21 protein-coding genes and 1 tRNA gene are annotated in these 16,528 nt (G+C 49.0%); 4 read left to right on the top strand and 18 right to left on the bottom strand.

Annotated elements, in window-relative coordinates; all coding sequences use genetic code 11:
* Positions 1–388, bottom strand: a 388-nt coding sequence (locus ACM5Q9_RS13890) for a tripartite tricarboxylate transporter TctB family protein (protein ID WP_418145328.1), incomplete at its 3' end; no start/stop codon positions are given.
* A 263-nt stretch (positions 389–651) separates the two neighbouring features.
* Between ACM5Q9_RS13890 and ACM5Q9_RS13885 the strand changes: the two genes are divergently transcribed.
* A complete protein-coding gene (locus ACM5Q9_RS13885; RefSeq protein WP_418145327.1) occupies positions 652–1,347 on the top strand; it encodes a winged helix-turn-helix domain-containing protein in 696 nt (231 codons plus the stop codon).
* A gap of 15 nt (positions 1,348–1,362) precedes the next feature.
* The gene (locus tag ACM5Q9_RS13880; RefSeq protein WP_418145326.1) at positions 1,363–2,763 is read left to right on the top strand and encodes an ATP-binding protein; all 1,401 of its coding nucleotides are present in this window, start codon (positions 1,363–1,365) and stop codon (positions 2,761–2,763) included.
* A gap of 91 nt (positions 2,764–2,854) precedes the next feature.
* Here ACM5Q9_RS13880 and ACM5Q9_RS13875 read toward each other — a convergent pair.
* The 6 genes from ACM5Q9_RS13875 to petA all read right to left on the bottom strand — a co-directional run bounded on the left by ACM5Q9_RS13875 (position 2,855) and on the right by petA (position 7,141).
* Positions 2,855–2,930, bottom strand: a tRNA-Thr gene (locus ACM5Q9_RS13875).
* An 88-nt stretch (positions 2,931–3,018) separates the two neighbouring features.
* Positions 3,019–3,438 (bottom strand): ClpXP protease specificity-enhancing factor, encoded by a 420-nt coding sequence (locus ACM5Q9_RS13870; protein ID WP_418145325.1) that lies wholly within the window; start codon positions 3,436–3,438, stop codon positions 3,019–3,021.
* Between the two features lie 4 nt (positions 3,439–3,442).
* The gene (locus ACM5Q9_RS13865) at positions 3,443–4,054 is read right to left on the bottom strand and encodes a glutathione S-transferase N-terminal domain-containing protein (RefSeq protein WP_418145324.1); all 612 of its coding nucleotides are present in this window, start codon (positions 4,052–4,054) and stop codon (positions 3,443–3,445) included.
* 138 nt (positions 4,055–4,192) lie between these two features.
* On the bottom strand, positions 4,193–5,044 hold the full coding sequence (locus tag ACM5Q9_RS13860) for a cytochrome c1 (RefSeq protein ID WP_418145323.1): 852 nt from the start codon (positions 5,042–5,044) through the stop codon (positions 4,193–4,195).
* 13 nt (positions 5,045–5,057) lie between these two features.
* A complete protein-coding gene (locus ACM5Q9_RS13855; RefSeq protein ID WP_418145322.1) occupies positions 5,058–6,446 on the bottom strand; it encodes a cytochrome b in 1,389 nt (462 codons plus the stop codon).
* 53 nt (positions 6,447–6,499) lie between these two features.
* Complete coding sequence (petA, locus tag ACM5Q9_RS13850) at positions 6,500–7,141, bottom strand: ubiquinol-cytochrome c reductase iron-sulfur subunit (RefSeq protein ID WP_418145321.1); 642 nt, start codon at positions 7,139–7,141, stop codon at positions 6,500–6,502.
* A gap of 122 nt (positions 7,142–7,263) precedes the next feature.
* Between petA and mscL the strand changes: the two genes are divergently transcribed.
* On the top strand, positions 7,264–7,725 hold the full coding sequence (gene mscL, locus ACM5Q9_RS13845; protein ID WP_418145320.1) for a large conductance mechanosensitive channel protein MscL: 462 nt from the start codon (positions 7,264–7,266) through the stop codon (positions 7,723–7,725).
* Positions 7,726–7,778: 53 nt separating this feature from the next.
* Here mscL and ACM5Q9_RS13840 read toward each other — a convergent pair whose 3' ends face one another.
* The gene (locus tag ACM5Q9_RS13840; protein ID WP_418145319.1) at positions 7,779–8,555 is read right to left on the bottom strand and encodes a Nif3-like dinuclear metal center hexameric protein; all 777 of its coding nucleotides are present in this window, start codon (positions 8,553–8,555) and stop codon (positions 7,779–7,781) included.
* Between the two features lie 13 nt (positions 8,556–8,568).
* On the opposite strand from ACM5Q9_RS13840, the gene ACM5Q9_RS13835 reads away from it, so the two are divergent.
* Positions 8,569–9,795 (top strand): S1C family serine protease, encoded by a 1,227-nt coding sequence (locus ACM5Q9_RS13835; protein WP_418145318.1) that lies wholly within the window; start codon positions 8,569–8,571, stop codon positions 9,793–9,795.
* A gap of 74 nt (positions 9,796–9,869) precedes the next feature.
* Here the strand turns inward: ACM5Q9_RS13835 and tatC are convergent, their stop codons facing one another.
* The 10 genes from tatC to hisD all read right to left on the bottom strand — a co-directional run bounded on the left by tatC (position 9,870) and on the right by hisD (position 16,501).
* The gene (gene tatC / locus ACM5Q9_RS13830) at positions 9,870–10,646 is read right to left on the bottom strand and encodes a twin-arginine translocase subunit TatC (protein ID WP_418145317.1); all 777 of its coding nucleotides are present in this window, start codon (positions 10,644–10,646) and stop codon (positions 9,870–9,872) included.
* Complete coding sequence (gene tatB, locus ACM5Q9_RS13825) at positions 10,646–11,056, bottom strand: Sec-independent protein translocase protein TatB (RefSeq protein WP_418145316.1); 411 nt, start codon at positions 11,054–11,056, stop codon at positions 10,646–10,648. The genes tatC and tatB overlap by 1 nt, the downstream gene beginning before the upstream one ends.
* 69 nt (positions 11,057–11,125) lie before the next feature.
* On the bottom strand, positions 11,126–11,350 hold the full coding sequence (gene tatA / locus ACM5Q9_RS13820) for a Sec-independent protein translocase subunit TatA (protein ID WP_418145315.1): 225 nt from the start codon (positions 11,348–11,350) through the stop codon (positions 11,126–11,128).
* A 96-nt stretch (positions 11,351–11,446) separates the two neighbouring features.
* Complete coding sequence (locus tag ACM5Q9_RS13815) at positions 11,447–11,800, bottom strand: phosphoribosyl-ATP diphosphatase (RefSeq protein WP_418145314.1); 354 nt, start codon at positions 11,798–11,800, stop codon at positions 11,447–11,449.
* On the bottom strand, positions 11,797–12,189 hold the full coding sequence (gene hisI / locus ACM5Q9_RS13810) for a phosphoribosyl-AMP cyclohydrolase (RefSeq protein ID WP_418145313.1): 393 nt from the start codon (positions 12,187–12,189) through the stop codon (positions 11,797–11,799). The genes ACM5Q9_RS13815 and hisI overlap by 4 nt, the downstream gene beginning before the upstream one ends.
* Positions 12,186–12,989 (bottom strand): imidazole glycerol phosphate synthase subunit HisF, encoded by an 804-nt coding sequence (gene hisF, locus ACM5Q9_RS13805; RefSeq protein WP_418145312.1) that lies wholly within the window; start codon positions 12,987–12,989, stop codon positions 12,186–12,188. Before hisF ends, hisI begins: the two co-directional genes overlap by 4 nt.
* The gene (gene hisA, locus ACM5Q9_RS13800; RefSeq protein WP_418145311.1) at positions 12,986–13,735 is read right to left on the bottom strand and encodes a 1-(5-phosphoribosyl)-5-[(5-phosphoribosylamino)methylideneamino]imidazole-4-carboxamide isomerase; all 750 of its coding nucleotides are present in this window, start codon (positions 13,733–13,735) and stop codon (positions 12,986–12,988) included. The genes hisF and hisA overlap by 4 nt, the downstream gene beginning before the upstream one ends.
* Before the next feature lie 166 nt (positions 13,736–13,901).
* Entirely contained in the window at positions 13,902–14,582 is a 681-nt protein-coding gene (gene hisH, locus ACM5Q9_RS13795) for an imidazole glycerol phosphate synthase subunit HisH (protein WP_418145310.1), read from the bottom strand.
* A gap of 14 nt (positions 14,583–14,596) precedes the next feature.
* The gene (gene hisB, locus ACM5Q9_RS13790; protein WP_418145309.1) at positions 14,597–15,184 is read right to left on the bottom strand and encodes an imidazoleglycerol-phosphate dehydratase HisB; all 588 of its coding nucleotides are present in this window, start codon (positions 15,182–15,184) and stop codon (positions 14,597–14,599) included.
* A gap of 18 nt (positions 15,185–15,202) precedes the next feature.
* Positions 15,203–16,501 carry a histidinol dehydrogenase gene (gene hisD / locus ACM5Q9_RS13785; protein ID WP_418145308.1) on the bottom strand — a complete coding sequence of 433 codons (1,299 nt, stop codon included), beginning with the start codon at positions 16,499–16,501 and terminating at the stop codon, positions 15,203–15,205.
* Between the last annotated feature and the right edge of the window lie 27 nt (positions 16,502–16,528).

The raw sequence follows: 16,528 nt of genomic DNA, 5'->3' as shown, positions 1-16,528 counted from the left end.
GCAGGAAAATGGCATTGCCGATGGCGATTTTAAGGCTGAACTCATGACTGGCCAGGCTGCTGAAAATGACCAGCAGAACCAGTGAAATATACAGACCCAGGTTATCCAGCATGACACCGAACACCACAATCGAGCCAATGATCAGGGCCAGAATGTCAAAGTCGAACTTGCCAATATGGTGATCGTCCGCCTCTTTACCCCGCATGGAGTTAAGAGTCACAATACCACCCAGCAAAGCCAGGACAACCCCCAGCCAAAATGGAAAATAGCCAGGCCCCATGCGGGCAGGCGTACCCATGTCATAGCTCGTGGCGAACAGCGAAAAACCGACGCCCAAAGCGATGAACATCAAGCCGGACCAGAAGTCCTGATTGTTCTTAATTAACATGTAACCATCCTCTTTTTCTCCTAAACTGCTTTTATTCAAGCTTAATAATCTTGCGTATAGAAGCGCACTGCGAGATTGTAAAGGATGCGACCTCTAAATTAATGAACAAAACATTACCATTTGGTCATGTTTTCAAATATTCCCCTTAATGACTCATTATTTACATAAAGTATTGGTATATACCCTAACCAGATCTGGCTTAAGCGACTGAATTTATTGCATAATGACTGATTATTACCACAAGCACTGATGGAGAAATGCGAATGTGGCATTGCCTGATCGTAGAAGATGACTACGAAAACGCCCGTTACATTGCCAAAGGCCTCACTGAACTGAAGCATAAAACGGTGATTTGCAACAATGGTCCTGATGGACTGAAAAAAGCACTCAGCGGCCAATGGGACATCATTATTCTTGACCGCATGTTGCCAGGCAATATAGATGGCCTGTCCATCCTTTCTACCCTGAGGTCAACCGGGAATAAAACCCCGGTGATTATATTAAGTGCACTGTCTGCCGTAGATGAAAAGGTCAAGGGGCTCAAATCGGGCTGCGATGACTACATGACCAAGCCGTTTTCATTTTCAGAACTGAACGCCCGCATGGAAGCGCTGATTCGCCGTACCACCAGAAGCGATCAAGCCAGGCAACAACTACAAGTAGCAGACCTGAAACTGGATCTGGTCACACGCAAGGTTGATCGCTCAGGCACGCACATCAACCTGCAACCACGCGAATTCCGCCTTTTACATCACCTCATGCTTAATGAAGGTAATGTAGTTACGCGCACCATGTTGCTGGAAGCAGTGTGGGATTACCGGTTTGACCCCCAATCAAATGTCATTGATGTGCAAATCAGCCGTCTACGCCGGAAAATTGACACGGGATTTACGCCTGCCCTGATTCACACCGTGCGAGGAGCAGGCTATCTCCTGTCCACGCAAGCACCCGAAAACTAATACTATCCCATTCCAATGAATGAATATATCCGTTTGAAAATTCGCAAGACATGGGACTCGATTTCGTTTCGCCTGATGGTCAACTATGGCCTGCTGGCGTTTTTCTCGATTCTTGTCCTGCTGGCTTTCATCTATCTTCAGGTTATTGGTACCCTGCATTCCCAGGCCGCGCAGCTTGCCACAGCCTCCATGTCCCGCCTGGAGGGTGAATTTATAATTGGAGGAAGAAAAGGCCTGATCCAAGCCATCAACATGACTATCTCGGATCAAATTGACGAGAGCCAGGGGATTTACCTTTTGCTGGATGAAAACGGCCATAAACTGGCCGGCAATCTTGAATATCGCCCCAAACTGACCGAAACCAACAAAACCGAGGTCCCTCTGGTTCTTTATGGAAGCCCTACTACCGCCCGGATGCTTGAAACCACGCTGCCCGACCGAAGCATATTGATGACCGGCATTGATCTTGACTCGATGAAGGATATTATCCGGAAAATCGGCCAAGCTTGCCTGGTCACGGTCTTCATTGCGTTTTTACTGGTCATGGTAGGCGTGCATATGTTTCGCAAGGAACTGGATTATCGGGTTGGCTCCATCAGGAAAACTGCCGTTAAAATCAGTGAGGGCAATCTTTCTTCGCGCATCCCCCTTTCCGCCACTAAAGACGAATTTTATTTCCTGAGCAGCGAAATCAACTCGATGCTGGACAAGATTGAATCACTAATGACCGGCGTACGGCATGTTTCCAATACCATTGCCCATAACCTTCGCACCCCCCTGACCCGGATTCTTAACCAGTTGCGTTCGGTAGAAAACCTTCAAAGCAATGAATCAGAACTGCGGGCGGTCATTCACCGTTCAATCAATGAAATAGAAAGCCTGAACAAACTGTTTGAAAAACTGCTGTATATTTCAGAAATCGAATCAGGCATCCAACGCCAACGATTCTGGCCATGCGACCTTGAACAAATTGCCGACGATGTCGTGGACATGTACGAGGCCTACGCGGAAGAAAAAAACCTGTCCCTTAAATTTCAATCTACCGGGCAAGCCATGGTATGGGGCGATGCCGACCTGCTGGCCAGCATGCTTTCACAGTTAATAGAAAATGCCATCAAATACGCCAGACAGGATATCTGTGTGCGAATCACAAAGTCTGCCAAGTATATTAGCCTGCTTGTCTCGGATGACGGCCCCGGCATTCCTGCCGATGAATACCCGAATATCGGCCAGCATTTCCATCAACTGAATCCGGACAGCAGCGGTTTTGGCCTGGGCCTGGCCAGTGTGCGCGCCATTCTTTCATTACATGACGGAAAACTGCACTTCAGCGACAATCAACCGGGCTTGATTGTGCATATCCAATTACCCGTATTTTTTGAAGAAGCCCAGCAAAAGAACAGTAAACCAGCCTGATAAGCGGATTATGCCTGATCCAGGCAACCCCAGAAGATGGGAATACAAAATAATAAAGGCCTGCGTTTTAAAAAACGCAGGCCTTTGAATATGGTGCCGGCTAAAGGAGTCGAACCCTCGACCTTCTGATTACAAATCAGCTGCTCTACCAACTGAGCTAAGCCGGCTAAAGAAAAAAAATTATATACGTTTTATTGCGTTACTGTCCAGAGAAAAAACTGATTTGTTGTAAAAAAGCACAAAAATCAAATCCGCTTATTTAACTACCTTCAACCATGGTGCTTTTGTGGCTCCGCTGGCTGGTGGATCATCATCAGGCTCATCGGGCATGCCGACTTCCTCGATATCCTGGCCAGGTACATACTCTTCTGTTTCAAACTGCATCCCTTCCTGGGTTTCACGCGCATAAATCGCCGAAACTGCACTGACCGGCACGGCAATGCTGCGTGAAACACCGTTAAAACGCGCGTTGAAACTGATCCAGTCATTTTCCATGGACAACTTGCCTGTTGCCAATGCACCAATATTCAGGGTGATATAGCCATCACGCACATGTTCCTGGGGCACTTGACAATATTGGTCCACCTTGACCACCAGATGCGGCGTATAGCCAGAATCGGTACACCATTCATACAAGGCACGAAGCAGATAAGGTTTGGTAGAAACAGAAGTCATGATATTAACGTCGCATTACTTTTTCTGAAGGAGTCAAGGCTTCGATATAAGCAGGGCGAGAGAAAATACGCTCGGCATACTTCATAAGCGGCGCCGCGCTTTTGGGCAATTCTATACCGTAATGATCAAGACGCCACAACAATGGCGCTACGGTCACATCAAGCATGGAGAATTCTTCACCCAACATGAAGCGGTTTTTTATCAGCAAGGGCGCCAATTGCGACAGACGATCCCTGATAGTACGACGGGCCAGATCAAGACGTTTTTCATCTGCCTGCAAGCTGCGGTCCTCGAGAATACCCACCGACACAAACAATTCTTTTTCGAAGTTATGCAAGAACAGGCGTGTACGTGCACGCATGACAGGATCAGCTGGCATCAGTTGGGGATGTGGAAAGCGCTCATCAATATATTCATTGATAATATTTGATTCATAGAGAATCAGATCACGTTCAACGAGAATAGGCACTTTGCCATAAGGATTCATGACAGAAATGTCTTCTGGCTTATTAAACAAATCTATATCACGCACCTCAAAGTCCATGCCTTTTTCGTAAAGGACAAAGCGGCAACGTTGTGAAAATGGACATGTTGTTCCAGAGTAAAGCACCATCATATTGTGCGGACTCCCACTGAAGAAAATAAAGAAAGGCCAGTGCCCACAAAAAGCACTGACCCTATGAAAAGGATTTTGGCAGACTGACTGATTGTACTCTATTTAAAGGTAAATTTTGTCCGCCTGCCCTTCTACAGCTTATTTAACATGCTTCCAGTATGTCTTGTTCAAGCGCCATGCAATCACAAAGAACAGTGCCAGGAACAGCAGAACCCAGGTTCCCAATTGTTTACGGAACTGTTGGTCGGGCTCGGCCATCCAGCCAAGGAAGGCAGCCAGATCAGCCATATTGTTATCAAACTCGGCCTGTTTGGCTGGATCCAGATATTTCAGGGTTTGCTCGACAGAACCAGTACCTTTGTAGTCAGGCAATACCTCATCGCTAACAACACTCGTAAAGCCCTCTGCATCAACCAGTGTGGTTGTCTTGAACCATTGCACCTGACCATCTTTTTCGACCGGATGAACAGTAACCGTGGTCAACTCACTGGGGCCTGATTGCTCATAGAAAACATTAGGCATACCGGCGTTGGGGAATACCAGGTTGTTCCAGCCCAGTGGACGGGTAACATCACGATAGAACGTACGCAGGTAGGTATAAATGTAATCGGTACCAGGCTGGCCCAAGTTGGCCGCCTTGGCACGAGCCATGACGGACAGATCCGGCGGTGCCACGCCCAACCACAGCTTGGCATCTTTAGGACTCAAGGCAACGGTCATCTTGTCACCAACCTTGTTACCTGTGAACAGCAGATTTTCTTCAATCTCTTTTTCAGTCAGGCCAAGATCCATCAGCTTGTTATAGCGCAAGGCATTGGCGCTATGACAGTTCAGACAGTAGTTGACGAACAGTTTGGCACCATTCTGCAAAGCAGCCAGATCAGTAATCCGCTCGGGGGCGCGATCCCACGGATAACCACCTGCCGCAGCCAGAGCTGTACCTGATACGGCAAACATCAAAACTAACGCGCCTAAAAGTTTCTTAATCATGTTCATTCCTGATTTACGCATGAGGATGGAAAGTCACACGATCAGGTACCTGCTTGAATGTACCCAAACGGCTCCAGATTGGCATAAAGAAGAAAAATGCCAGATAAATCAGCGTGCCAACCTGTGAAATGATATTCAATACAGGGGTTGGTGGTTGCGTACCAATGTAACCCAGGACGACGAAATCAATCATGAAAATCACATACAACAGCTTGTGCCATGTAGGACGATAACGGATTGATTTAACCTTTGATTGATCAAGCCATGGCAGGAAACCAAGGATAACAACGGTACCACCCATCACGACAACGCCCCAGAATTTGGCATCAAATACACGCAGCGCAACGGCAACGCCAATCAGGACAACCGGCCAAATAATTTTCCAAATGCCTTTAACATTCTTGCTCAGGAGCAGGCCAACCGCAAAAATCAGCGCCAATGCAACCATCACCCAAGTAAACTCGTCAGTGGTAGCACGCAGCATAGAGTAGAACGGCGTGAAGTACCAAACCGGTGCAATATGCGCAGGGGTCTGGAATGGGTCTGCCGGCAGGAAGTTGTTGGCTTCAAGGAAGTAACCGCCCATGGTTGGTGCAAAGAACATGATTGCAGCAAAAATGAACAGGAACCCTGCCACACCCATGATGTCATGGACAGAGTAGTAAGGGTGGAACGGAATACCATCGAGGGGACGGCCATTCGCATCTTTTTTATCTTTGATTTCGATACCGTCGGGGTTGTTTGAACCCACTTCGTGCAACGCAATAACGTGAGCCACGATCAGGCCGATCAGCACTAACGGAATAGCAATCACGTGGAATGCAAAGAAGCGGTTCAGTGTGGCATCAGATACCACGAAGTCACCACGAATCCAGACTGACAATTCTGGGCCAACGAAAGGAATCGCGGCAAACAGGTTAACAATAACCTGGGCACCCCAGAAAGACATTTGACCCCATGGCAACAGGTAACCAAAGAAAGCCTCTGCCATCAGGCACAGGAAAATGGCAACACCGAAAATCCACACCAGCTCACGAGGCTTGCGGTATGAACCGTAAAGCATGCCACGCAACATGTGCAAATAGACCACGACAAAGAACATGGATGCACCTGTAGAGTGCATATAGCGGATAATCCAGCCATAAGGCACTTCACGCATAATGTACTCGACCGATGCAAACGCCAGGGCAGCATCGGGTTTGTAGTGCATGACCATGAAAATACCGGTCACAATTTGAATTACCAACACGAGTAATGCAAGTGAACCGAAGAAATACCAGAAATTGAAATTCTTGGGCGCATAATATTCTGATAAATGCGCTTTCCATAGGGATGTCAGCGGGAAACGCTTATCTACCCACCCCAATAACCCTGTCGTTTCGACAACTTTTTCGCTAGCCATGTAGAGGCTCCTTTTCTAACTTGGCAAGATACTAATTACAGTAGCCTCGGCTACTAGCCCGCTGCTTTATCAAGGCCAACCATAATATTATTATCATCAATATAATAATACGGTGGCACTTCCAGATTATCTGGAGCAGGCTGGTTCTTGAATACCCGACCGGCCAAATCAAACATAGAACCATGGCACGGGCATAGAAAACCGCCATCCCAATTAGAGGGCAAGCCATCTCCACCACCAACAGCAAAGCGTGGAGATGGAGAACAACCCAGATGCGTACAAATACCAACGCAAACAAACCATTCAGGCTTGCGTGAACGGTCTATGTTTTTAGCAAACTCGGGCGTGAAGCCTGGACGTTCAGAGAACGGATCGGCCAAAAAGGGATCATTGCGTTTAAGGCCATCAATCATTTCCGGCGTACGATGCAAAATCCACACGGGCTTGCCCTGCCACTCGACAGTAAGCATCGTGCCTGGAGCAATCGCATTAAGATTTACTTTAACGGGTGCCCCTGCCGCCTTGGCGCGTTCTGATGGTGACATGGATGCAACAAACGGAACCGCTGTTGCGACACCGGCCACACCACCAACCGCACAGGCAGTACCCAACCAGAAACGACGTGATGGATCGGGTGGAAGGACTGCAGGCGATGCAGTGCCTTCATTGTCATGCTGTATTGAATCCTGACTCATTATCTATCCTTATTGATACAACTAAGGTACTCAAAAAATTACATAAATTTATATGTATAAAGCTTAGCAACCGCTTATTATATACTGTGTCCGGTTATGGACAGTGGAAAAAAGGATTTCTTATGAGTAAAGCCAAAAGTTTTATCAACGAATTTAAACAATTTGCCGTCAAAGGCAATATGATTGATCTGGCAGTAGGTGTGATTATCGGCGCCGCTTTCGGCAAAATCATCGATTCACTGGTCAGGGACGTAATGATGCCGTTCATCAATTTCATCCTGGGTGGCTCTGTTGATTTTTCCAATAAATTCATTGTCTTATCAAAACCAGAGGGCTATACCGGGCCTGAAACCTATGTTGACATGACCAATGCGGGTGCCAATGTACTGGCCTATGGTAACTTCTTGACCATTCTGATTAACTTCATCTTGCTGGCTTTTGTTGTTTTTTGTCTAGTTAAAGTCATCGCTAAAGCCCGTGCTACCATGGAGAAAGAACAAGAAGCGCAGGCCGCTGCCGCGCCTGACCCGGCTGATGTCGTCCTGTTAACGGAAATCCGGGACCTGCTGAAAAACAAAAACTGATCAACCTACCCCAACCCGCCTTCATGGCGGGTTGGTTGTTTCAGCGAAGTCCCCTAAACCGGATTAGGTATATCAACAAAGGTTGATGCGATGCCAAAACGGTCCACCATTGCATTTCCCAGTGCCTGAATGCCATAACGTTCGGTGGCGTGATGACCGGCCGCAATAAAGGCCACCCCACTTTCCTGGGCCATGTGATAAACAGGCTCCGAAGCCTCTCCAGTAATAAAAGCATCCACGCCGGCATCAATCGCATCCTGAAACATGCCTTGCGCCCCACCTGTGCACCATGCCACTTTTTTGATCAGCTTATTAGTGTCTCCGATTAACAACGGTTTTCTTTCCAAACGTTGTGAAATTAATACACCCAAATCTGACAATGTTGTTTCACCTGTAACAAGAGAACCCAACCAAACCAGCCCTCCCCTGCCGCACGTCTGGGGCTGGTCATCTTCATAGAAAGGCTGTAAATCGAGCACTTTGGCCAATTGCCTGTTGTTCCCCCACTCAGGATGGGCGTCCAGGGGCAAATGGTAGCCAATAATGTTCAAATCATGCTTGATTGCCAGGGCAATTCGCTGGTATTTGGTACCCAGAATGCGCACGTCTTCATTTTTCCAAAACCATCCGTGATGCACAATAACCGCATCCGCCTGATATTCAATCGCTTTTTCAAGCAAGGCCAAAGACGCAGTTACACCTGTAATTACTTTTTTTATTACCGGCCTTCCCTGCACCTGGAGTCCATTTGGTGCATAATCTTGATATAAATGTGGTTTCAGGTTTTCATCAAGCCACTTTACCAAGTCTTGTGTAAAAATTTCACTCACTTCATTTTCCTTTATGCATCGCTATTGGTTAATTTTCTCTCAAACCGTAACTGTTTTTCTCGCAATCCTGTTTACGGTTACTACATTACGACCAGACTGGCTTGATTTTAAAAAACAGGCGCCTATTCCCGCGTCCGTACCTACCGCGACAGTCAAGATAGAACCAGCAGAACCACCCAAAGAAACCGCAACCAAAGCCGAAAAAACAAAAGAGCCAGAACGGCTAATCACCATTATCACATCCTATGCAGGTGCAGTTAAGGTTGCCGCACCCTCTGTCGTGAATATTTACACCAGCAAGAACATAGAATCTCCGTTCAAGAATCTGCCCGATGTTCCCGCACTGCGGCCATTTATCCAGGAACAGAAGGAAAACATGCAGATGCTTAATAACACGACCAGCCTGGGCTCTGGCGTTATTGCCTCTGCAGACGGTTATATCCTGACCAACTACCATGTTGTTGAAGCTGCAGACTCTATTGAAGTTGCCCTGACCGATGGTCGCAAATCCAGCGCACGACTGATTGGCGCCGACCCTGATACCGATCTGGCTGTACTTAAAATTGACTTGCCCGATCTGGTTGCCATTCACCCCGATAGCAAACAACAGCTTAATGTGGGTGATGTTGTCTTGGCCATCGGCAATCCGTTTGGCGTTGGACAAACCACAACCATGGGCATAATCTCGGCACTCGGTCGCACTGGACTGGGCATCAATACCTACGAAAACTTCATCCAGACCGACGCCGCTATCAACCCCGGCAACTCGGGTGGTGCTCTGATTAACGTCAACGGTGACCTGATCGGGATTAATACCGCCATTTATTCCGAATCCGAGGCGGGTGGCTCACTGGGCATAGGATTTGCCACACCAGCCCAAACCGCCCTGAAGATCATGCAGGAAATTATTGAGACCGGCACTGTATCGCGCGGATGGCTAGGTATTGAACCTCAAGACATTACCAGCGACCTTGCCAAAGCCTTCAACCTGGACAGTACCAAAGGAATTATTATTGCCTCGCTGATTCCCAATGGCCCGGCCGGTCAGGCCGGCCTGCTGGTTGGAGATATCCTGCTGGGCATGAATGACAGGGAAATTATTGATACAGACCAGATGCTGAATGAAATTGCCGGCTTTCCACCCAAAACCGAAGTTAAATTCAAGATTTTACGTGCAGGCAAACCCCAAGACCTCACGGTCACTTTGGGACAGCGCCCCGGAACCACCACCAAGAAATAAACATTTATTCGCGCCAAACACTTTCCGGTTTTTGGCGGTGCGACTCAGGCCGGCGAATACCGGCATAAGCCGCTTTAGCTGTCAACTTCCTCGGTGACTGTGTCCTTGGGCTTGATAAAACGCGCAACCAACAGGCCCAGTTCATACAACAGGCACAGGGGAATGGCCAGCAACAACTGGCTGAGCACATCAGGAGGGGTAACGATAGCAGCAATGACAAAAGCCCCCACAATTACATAACCCCTGGCCGCCTTGAGCTTTTCAAGTGTCATCATGCCGGTAGTTACCAGTACCAAGACCACAACAGGCACCTCAAAGGTAATGCCGAATGCAACAAACATGGTCATTACAAAGCTGAGATAAGCCTCGATATCAGGGGCAAAATTGATGGACTCGGGCGAGACCATGGAAATGAAATGAAAAACGGTATGGAAAACAATGAAATAACAAAATGCCATGCCGACTAAAAAGAGCAAGGTGCTGGAAATCACCAAAGGGATGGCCAGGCGCTTCTCATGCTGGTACAGGCCCGGTGCAATAAATGCCCATGCCTGGAAAAGCACATAGGGCAGGGCCAGCACAAACGAAAATAACAAGGTGACTTTCAGGGGCACCAGAAATGGCGTAATGACGCCAGTGGCGATCATTTTGTTGCCAGCCGGCAGGGTTTCGATCATTGGCTGCGCAATGAAATCATAGATGGCACCAGTACCAGGGTAAATACACAAAATGGCAAAAACCCCCAATACGGCCACAACAGCATGAATCAGGCGCGAGCGCAATTCTATCAAGTGAGAGAAAAAACTTTCTTCTTTCTCGCCATTATGTTCATTAGGTGATGAGTTCTGCATTAGACCTGGGTTCCTGAACCGTTTTTATTCTCGGGCTTGTTACTGTGATTGACAGGGCCATTTTCTTCGGTAGCGTCTTTTTTTTCAGGTAACAGAGCATCCTTGACCTGGTTTCCCGCACCGGTCAATTCCTGACCCAGTTGCTCAACCGGATTACGTAAAGACTTTGCCGTATCCTCAAATGAGGTTTTCATATCCTGAAGTGAGGATTGCATATCATTTTTGATCTGACTGATTTCCTGAATGTCGACTTCACGCTGGATATCGCTTTTAACGTCATTGACGTAACGCTGTGCCCGGCCGACAAGCAGGCCTACCGTACGGGCAACTTTAGGCAAACGCTCAGGACCTATGACAATCAGGGCAACCATGCCAATGATAAACAGCTCGCCGAAACTTAAACCAAACATAAATACGCTTTAAAAAAACAGAACCGCTTTACCGGCAATCAGACCAATGCAAAAGGGATCTGCTGGATTTCAGGAATCTGATTTTTCTTTTGCCTGCACATCAATGGTTTCTGTGCCTGCCGGTTTTTTGTCGGTTGTTTCGGTACCTTCCGAGGTAGCCTCGTTCATGCCTTTCTTGAAGCCCTTGACTGCACCACCCAAGTCTTCACCGATATTGCGAATTTTCTTTGTACCAAAGACCAGCGCAACAATCACCAGGACGATCAGCCAGTGCCATATACTTAAACTACCCATAAAACCAACTCCTAAAATGACAATTCCAAATCAATTTCTACTATATCAGGAACTGCCTGCAATGTTCATACTGAATTGTGCTAACAATATATTAATTCAAGATTGATGCCGACTGGCTTTTTCAACCAGGCCTGATAATCCTTCCCGGCGCGCCAATTCTGCAAATACATCTTCGGGACGCAACCCGTAGTAGGTAAGCGCCACCAGGCAATGAAACCAGAGGTCGGCAGTTTCCGAAATGATCCGGTCATTCTGGCCATCTTTTGAAGCCATCACCAACTCTGTGGCCTCCTCACCAATTTTTTTCAGAAAACCGTCAGGGCCCTTGGCAAAAAGCTTGGCGGCATACGAAGAGGCAGGATCACCGCCATTAGCAGGCAGGCGGGTTTGCAATACATCGGCCAGGCGGCCGAGTACGCTAGACAATTCAATATTGGATTCTGTGCTCATTTGTACATATGCTCCGGATCTTGCAAGACCTCGTCGGTAATTTCCCATTGGGCGCTATTGTCACTGCCGTTCAACAAACGGAAAAAACAGCTTTCCCTGCCAGTATGACAAGCCACGCCCCCATTTTGCTCGATTTTAAGAAGCACCACATCGGCATCGCAGTCGAGCCGGACTTCATGAACCTGCTGCGTATTGCCGGACTCTTCGCCCTTGCGCCATAACCTCTGGCGCGAACGTGACCAGTACACACCCTTGCGGGTAGCCACGGTTTCCTGCAATGACTCGCGATTCATCCAGGCAACCATTAAAATACGGCCGGTTTTCCAGTCCTGCGCAATGGCAGGAATCAGACCGGCCTCATCGAATTTCACTTCATCAATCCAACTCATGCAATTTCCCGGACATTAATACCCTGTTGTGCCATGAACTGCTTGGCCTGCGCGATGGTGTATTCCCCATAGTGGAAAATACTGGCCGCCAACACGGCACTGGCACGCCCTTTGGTAACGCCATCACAAAGGTGCTGCAAATTACCCACGCCACCAGAAGCAATGACAGGTACAGAAACAGCATCGGAAACGGCACGGGTAAGCTCAAGGTCAAACCCGGATTTGGTACCATCACGATCCATGCTGGTTAACAGAAGCTCTCCGGCGCCGTAACGGGCCATGCGCATCGCCCATTCAACAGCATCAATGCCGGTAGCCTTGCGACCGCCATGAGTAAAAACTTCCCAACGATCGGGCTCGCCTTCGGCAGAAACCTTGCGGGCATCAATCGCCACCACAATGCACTGTGAACCGTAGTAATCGGCACTTTCACGCACCAATTCAGGGTTGGCCACAGCGGCACTGTTAATGGAAACCTTGTCAGCACCGGCGTTCAACAGGCGCTGGATATCGGCAACAGCGCGAACACCACCACCCACCGTCAAGGGAATGAAAACCTGAGAGGCCACCTGCTCGATAATCGGCAGGATAAGATCCCGGCCATCGCTGGTTGCCGTGATGTCAAGGAATGTCAGTTCATCAGCGCCCTGCTCGTTATAACGGCGGGCAATTTCAACCGGATCGCCAGCATCGCGCAACTCGACGAAATTCACCCCTTTGACAACGCGCCCTGCCGTCACATCAAGACAGGGAATAATACGTTTAGTCAGCGTCGAATCGGCATTGGCGGCAGTGCTCAATTTTCTTCCCCGTTCAGTTCATCAGCCAGCGTCTGGGCCTCTTGGAAATCAAGCGTGCCTTCATAAATGCTGCGGCCCAAAATCACACCCTCAATACCTTCATCTTCGACTTCGCAAAGCGCTTCGATATCCTTCAGGTTGGTAACGCCACCTGAAGCAATAACCGGAATCTTGACTGCCTGTGACAAACGAACCGTCGCTTCTATGTTGACACCGGTTAACATGCCATCACGGCCAATATCGGTGTAAATGATGGATTCAACACCATAATCTTCAAACTTGCGGCCCAGATCGACAACCTCATGCTTGGTGAGTTTGCTCCAGCCATCGGTAGCGACTTTGCCATCCTTGGCGTCAAGCCCGACAATTACATGACCGGAAAAAGCGCTACAGGCATCCTGGAGAAAACCCGGATCCTTGACAGCGGCAGTACCGATGATGACATACCGGATACCCAGGTCAAGATAGCGTTCGATCGTATCCAGATCCCGGATACCGCCACCGATCTGAACGGGAATTTCGTCACCTACCTCTTTCAGGATTGCCTGGATGGCTGCCTCGTTTTTAGGCTTACCCGCAATCGCACCGTTCAGGTCAACCAGATGCAGACGACGAGCACCCTGGTCTAACCATTTGCGGGCCATTGCCTGAGGATCCTGGGAGAAAATGGTCGCGTCTTTTAGGTCACCCTGACGCAAGCGGACACATTGTCCGTCTTTTAAATCAATGGCTGGTATGAGCAGCATAATGTTGTATTAATTAGAAAGGTAATTAGAAAAAAACAAAACAGAATGAGCAAAACCCGTAGTAGCAGACTTGTCATTCCCCGTAGTAACTCTTTGTTGACAGTATCTTTGTTATTTGAGTCCCGCAACCGTATTTATAACGCATTTTAGGGATTTAGTCCCGCAACTAAATGTCCCACTCGACAAAATTCCGATACAGCCGCAAACCGTGTCCGGCACTTTTTTCAGGGTGAAACTGTACGGCAAAAATATTATCCCTGGCAACGGCACAAGTAAATACGTCTCCATATAGTGTGGTACCCACAGTCAGGCTGTCATCATCGGGGACAACATAGTAGCTATGCACAAAATAAAAATACGTATCATCAGGAATGCCTTGCCAGACAGGGTGAGCACGCGTTTGCTTTACCCGGCTCCAACCCATGTGGGGCACCTTGAGCTTTTCGGTGTCGTGCCTGATGGCAGCGAGTGGCGTATTGGCTGGGGCGGTAGTGGCAAAACGCTCGCCCTGAAAACGCTTTACGGTACCCGGAAAAATACCCAGGCAGGAAGCGTTACCTTCTTCACTGCGTTCAAACAGCATTTGCTCGCCGACGCAAACACCCAGCAAAGGCTTATTTGCCGCCGCTTCAAGCACGGCATCGCCAAGCCCGGACTGCACCAGATTGCGCATGCAATCGGGCATGGCACCTTGGCCGGGAAATACAATTCGATCAGCAGACTTGATGCCGGCAATATCGGAGGCCAGGTATACGTTGGCATGCGGCGCCGCATGCATCAGGGCACGGGCCACCGAATGCAGGTTGCCCATGCCATAATCCACGATTGCAATAGAGGGGGATTTCATTTAAGTCAGCAGCCTTACAATACGCCTTTCGTGGATGGAACGACGCCCGCATTACGTGGATCTTCGGTTAACGCCATGCGAAGCGCACGACCAAAGGCCTTGAAAACGGTTTCAGCCTGGTGGTGGGCATTAAAGCCTTTCAGGTTGTCGATATGCAGGGTAACCAGCGCATGATTAACAAAGCCCTGGAAAAATTCACGTGTCAGGTCAACGTCAAAACGACCAATATGGGAACGGGTGAAGGGAATGTTGTACTCCAGTCCGGGACGGCCAGAGAAATCAATAACCACCCGTGACAGGGCCTCATCAAGGGGCACATAGGCATGGCCGTAGCGTAAAATACCTTTTTTATCGCCTACGGCCTTAGCAAACGCCTGACCCAGGGTAATGCCCACATCTTCCACCGTATGGTGATCGTCGATGTGCAAGTCTCCATCGCAGGTAATGTCGATATCAATCAGGCCATGACGGACGATCTGGTCAATCATGTGATCCAGAAAAGGCACGCCGGTATTGAGTGACTGTTTACCGGTGCCATCAAGATTGATGGCAACCTTGATCTTGGTTTCATTGGTATTACGAACTACTTCAGCTGTACGCATATTCATCTCATCAAGTCTTTAATCTAAACGGTAGCGGGCACTTTCGGCGTGTGCCTGCAAACCTTCCCCAAAGGCCAGGGTGGCAGCGATATTGCCCAGGGTTTGCGCACCCTCACGCGACACCTGGATCAGGCTGGAGCGCTTCTGGAAATCGTATACGCCCAACGGTGAAGAAAACCGCGCGGTTCGAGAAGTGGGCAATACGTGATTAGGCCCGGCACAATAGTCACCCAGTGACTCCGAACTGTAGCGCCCCATGAAAATCGCACCGGCATGGCGGATTTTTTCCGCCCATGCCGAAGCGTTTTCCGTGGAAATCTCAAGGTGTTCAGGGGCTATTTCATTGGCAATTTCACAAGCCTGATCCAAATCACGCACTTTGATCAGCGCACCCCGGTTGGCCAGGCTGGTCCGGATAATATCGGCACGCGGCATATTCGGTAATTGGCGCTCAATGGATTCGTAAACCGCATCCAGATAGGCGGCATCGGGACACAACAAAATGGCCTGTGCCAATTCGTCGTGCTCTGCCTGGGAGAACAAGTCCATGGCAATCCAGTCGGCCGGGGTAGTACCATCACAAATGACCAGGATTTCGCTGGGACCGGCCACCATATCAATACCCACCGTGCCGAAAACGCGTCGCTTGGCTGAGGCCACATAGGCATTGCCAGGCCCTACGATTTTATCGACGCCAGTAATTGATTGTGTACCATATGCCAGGGCACCTACCGCCTGTGCACCGCCAATGGCGATAACGCGATCGACCCCTGCCACCGCGGCAGCAGCCAGCACGATGGGATTACGGCTGCCACCCGGAGTGGGGGTAACCATGACCACTTCGCGCACGCCGGCCACTTTGGCAGGCAAGGCATTCATCAATACCGAGGAAGGATAGGCGGCCTTGCCACCTGGCACGTACAAGCCGACACGGTCCATGGGCGTCACTTTTTGGCCTAGCAGGGTACCATCGGCTTCGGTATAGGTCCAGGAGCTTGTTTTTTGCTTTTCATGATAGGCACGAACCCTGTCAGCCGCACTCTCAAGTGCCTTGCGCTGTTCCGCAGGCAAGGCATTCAGTGCCGCCACGCAATCGGAACGCGGAATTTCAAGGTCCTGGATACGGTTTGCCTTTACATGATCAAAGCGTTGCGTGTACTCAAGGACCGCCTCGTCACCACGCTGGCGAACATCGTTAAGAATTTGCGCAACCGACTGCTCGATTTGCTCATCTTGTGAGGCATCAAAAGCAAGCAGGGTTTTCAGCTTCAGGCCAAAATCCACATCATTGGCATCTAACCGGTTTATTAAAGACATATCACTCTTTGCAAAAATAGTAAAAAA

Origin of the sequence: Advenella sp. RU8 (genome assembly GCF_048381675.1) — a bacterium.
In the GTDB taxonomy this organism is placed as follows: Bacteria; Pseudomonadota; Gammaproteobacteria; order Burkholderiales; family Burkholderiaceae_B; genus Advenella.
This window is presented reverse-complemented; position numbering and strand designations above follow the sequence as displayed.

Coding starts and splice junctions, on each gene's coding strand:
- ACM5Q9_RS13885 (WP_418145327.1), top strand. CDS start 652: ATGTGGCATTGCCTGATCGTAGAAGATGACTACGAAAACGCCCGTTAC.
- ACM5Q9_RS13880 (WP_418145326.1), top strand. CDS start 1,363: ATGAATGAATATATCCGTTTGAAAATTCGCAAGACATGGGACTCGATT.
- ACM5Q9_RS13870 (WP_418145325.1), bottom strand. CDS start 3,438: ATGACTTCTGTTTCTACCAAACCTTATCTGCTTCGTGCCTTGTATGAA.
- ACM5Q9_RS13865 (WP_418145324.1), bottom strand. CDS start 4,054: ATGATGGTGCTTTACTCTGGAACAACATGTCCATTTTCACAACGTTGC.
- ACM5Q9_RS13860 (WP_418145323.1), bottom strand. CDS start 5,044: ATGATTAAGAAACTTTTAGGCGCGTTAGTTTTGATGTTTGCCGTATCA.
- ACM5Q9_RS13855 (WP_418145322.1), bottom strand. CDS start 6,446: ATGGCTAGCGAAAAAGTTGTCGAAACGACAGGGTTATTGGGGTGGGTA.
- petA (WP_418145321.1), bottom strand. CDS start 7,141: ATGAGTCAGGATTCAATACAGCATGACAATGAAGGCACTGCATCGCCT.
- mscL (WP_418145320.1), top strand. CDS start 7,264: ATGAGTAAAGCCAAAAGTTTTATCAACGAATTTAAACAATTTGCCGTC.
- ACM5Q9_RS13835 (WP_418145318.1), top strand. CDS start 8,569: ATGCATCGCTATTGGTTAATTTTCTCTCAAACCGTAACTGTTTTTCTC.
- tatC (WP_418145317.1), bottom strand. CDS start 10,646: ATGCAGAACTCATCACCTAATGAACATAATGGCGAGAAAGAAGAAAGT.
- tatB (WP_418145316.1), bottom strand. CDS start 11,056: ATGTTTGGTTTAAGTTTCGGCGAGCTGTTTATCATTGGCATGGTTGCC.
- tatA (WP_418145315.1), bottom strand. CDS start 11,350: ATGGGTAGTTTAAGTATATGGCACTGGCTGATCGTCCTGGTGATTGTT.
- ACM5Q9_RS13815 (WP_418145314.1), bottom strand. CDS start 11,800: ATGAGCACAGAATCCAATATTGAATTGTCTAGCGTACTCGGCCGCCTG.
- hisI (WP_418145313.1), bottom strand. CDS start 12,189: ATGAGTTGGATTGATGAAGTGAAATTCGATGAGGCCGGTCTGATTCCT.
- hisA (WP_418145311.1), bottom strand. CDS start 13,735: ATGCTGCTCATACCAGCCATTGATTTAAAAGACGGACAATGTGTCCGC.
- hisH (WP_418145310.1), bottom strand. CDS start 14,582: ATGAAATCCCCCTCTATTGCAATCGTGGATTATGGCATGGGCAACCTG.
- hisB (WP_418145309.1), bottom strand. CDS start 15,184: ATGCGTACAGCTGAAGTAGTTCGTAATACCAATGAAACCAAGATCAAG.
- hisD (WP_418145308.1), bottom strand. CDS start 16,501: ATGTCTTTAATAAACCGGTTAGATGCCAATGATGTGGATTTTGGCCTG.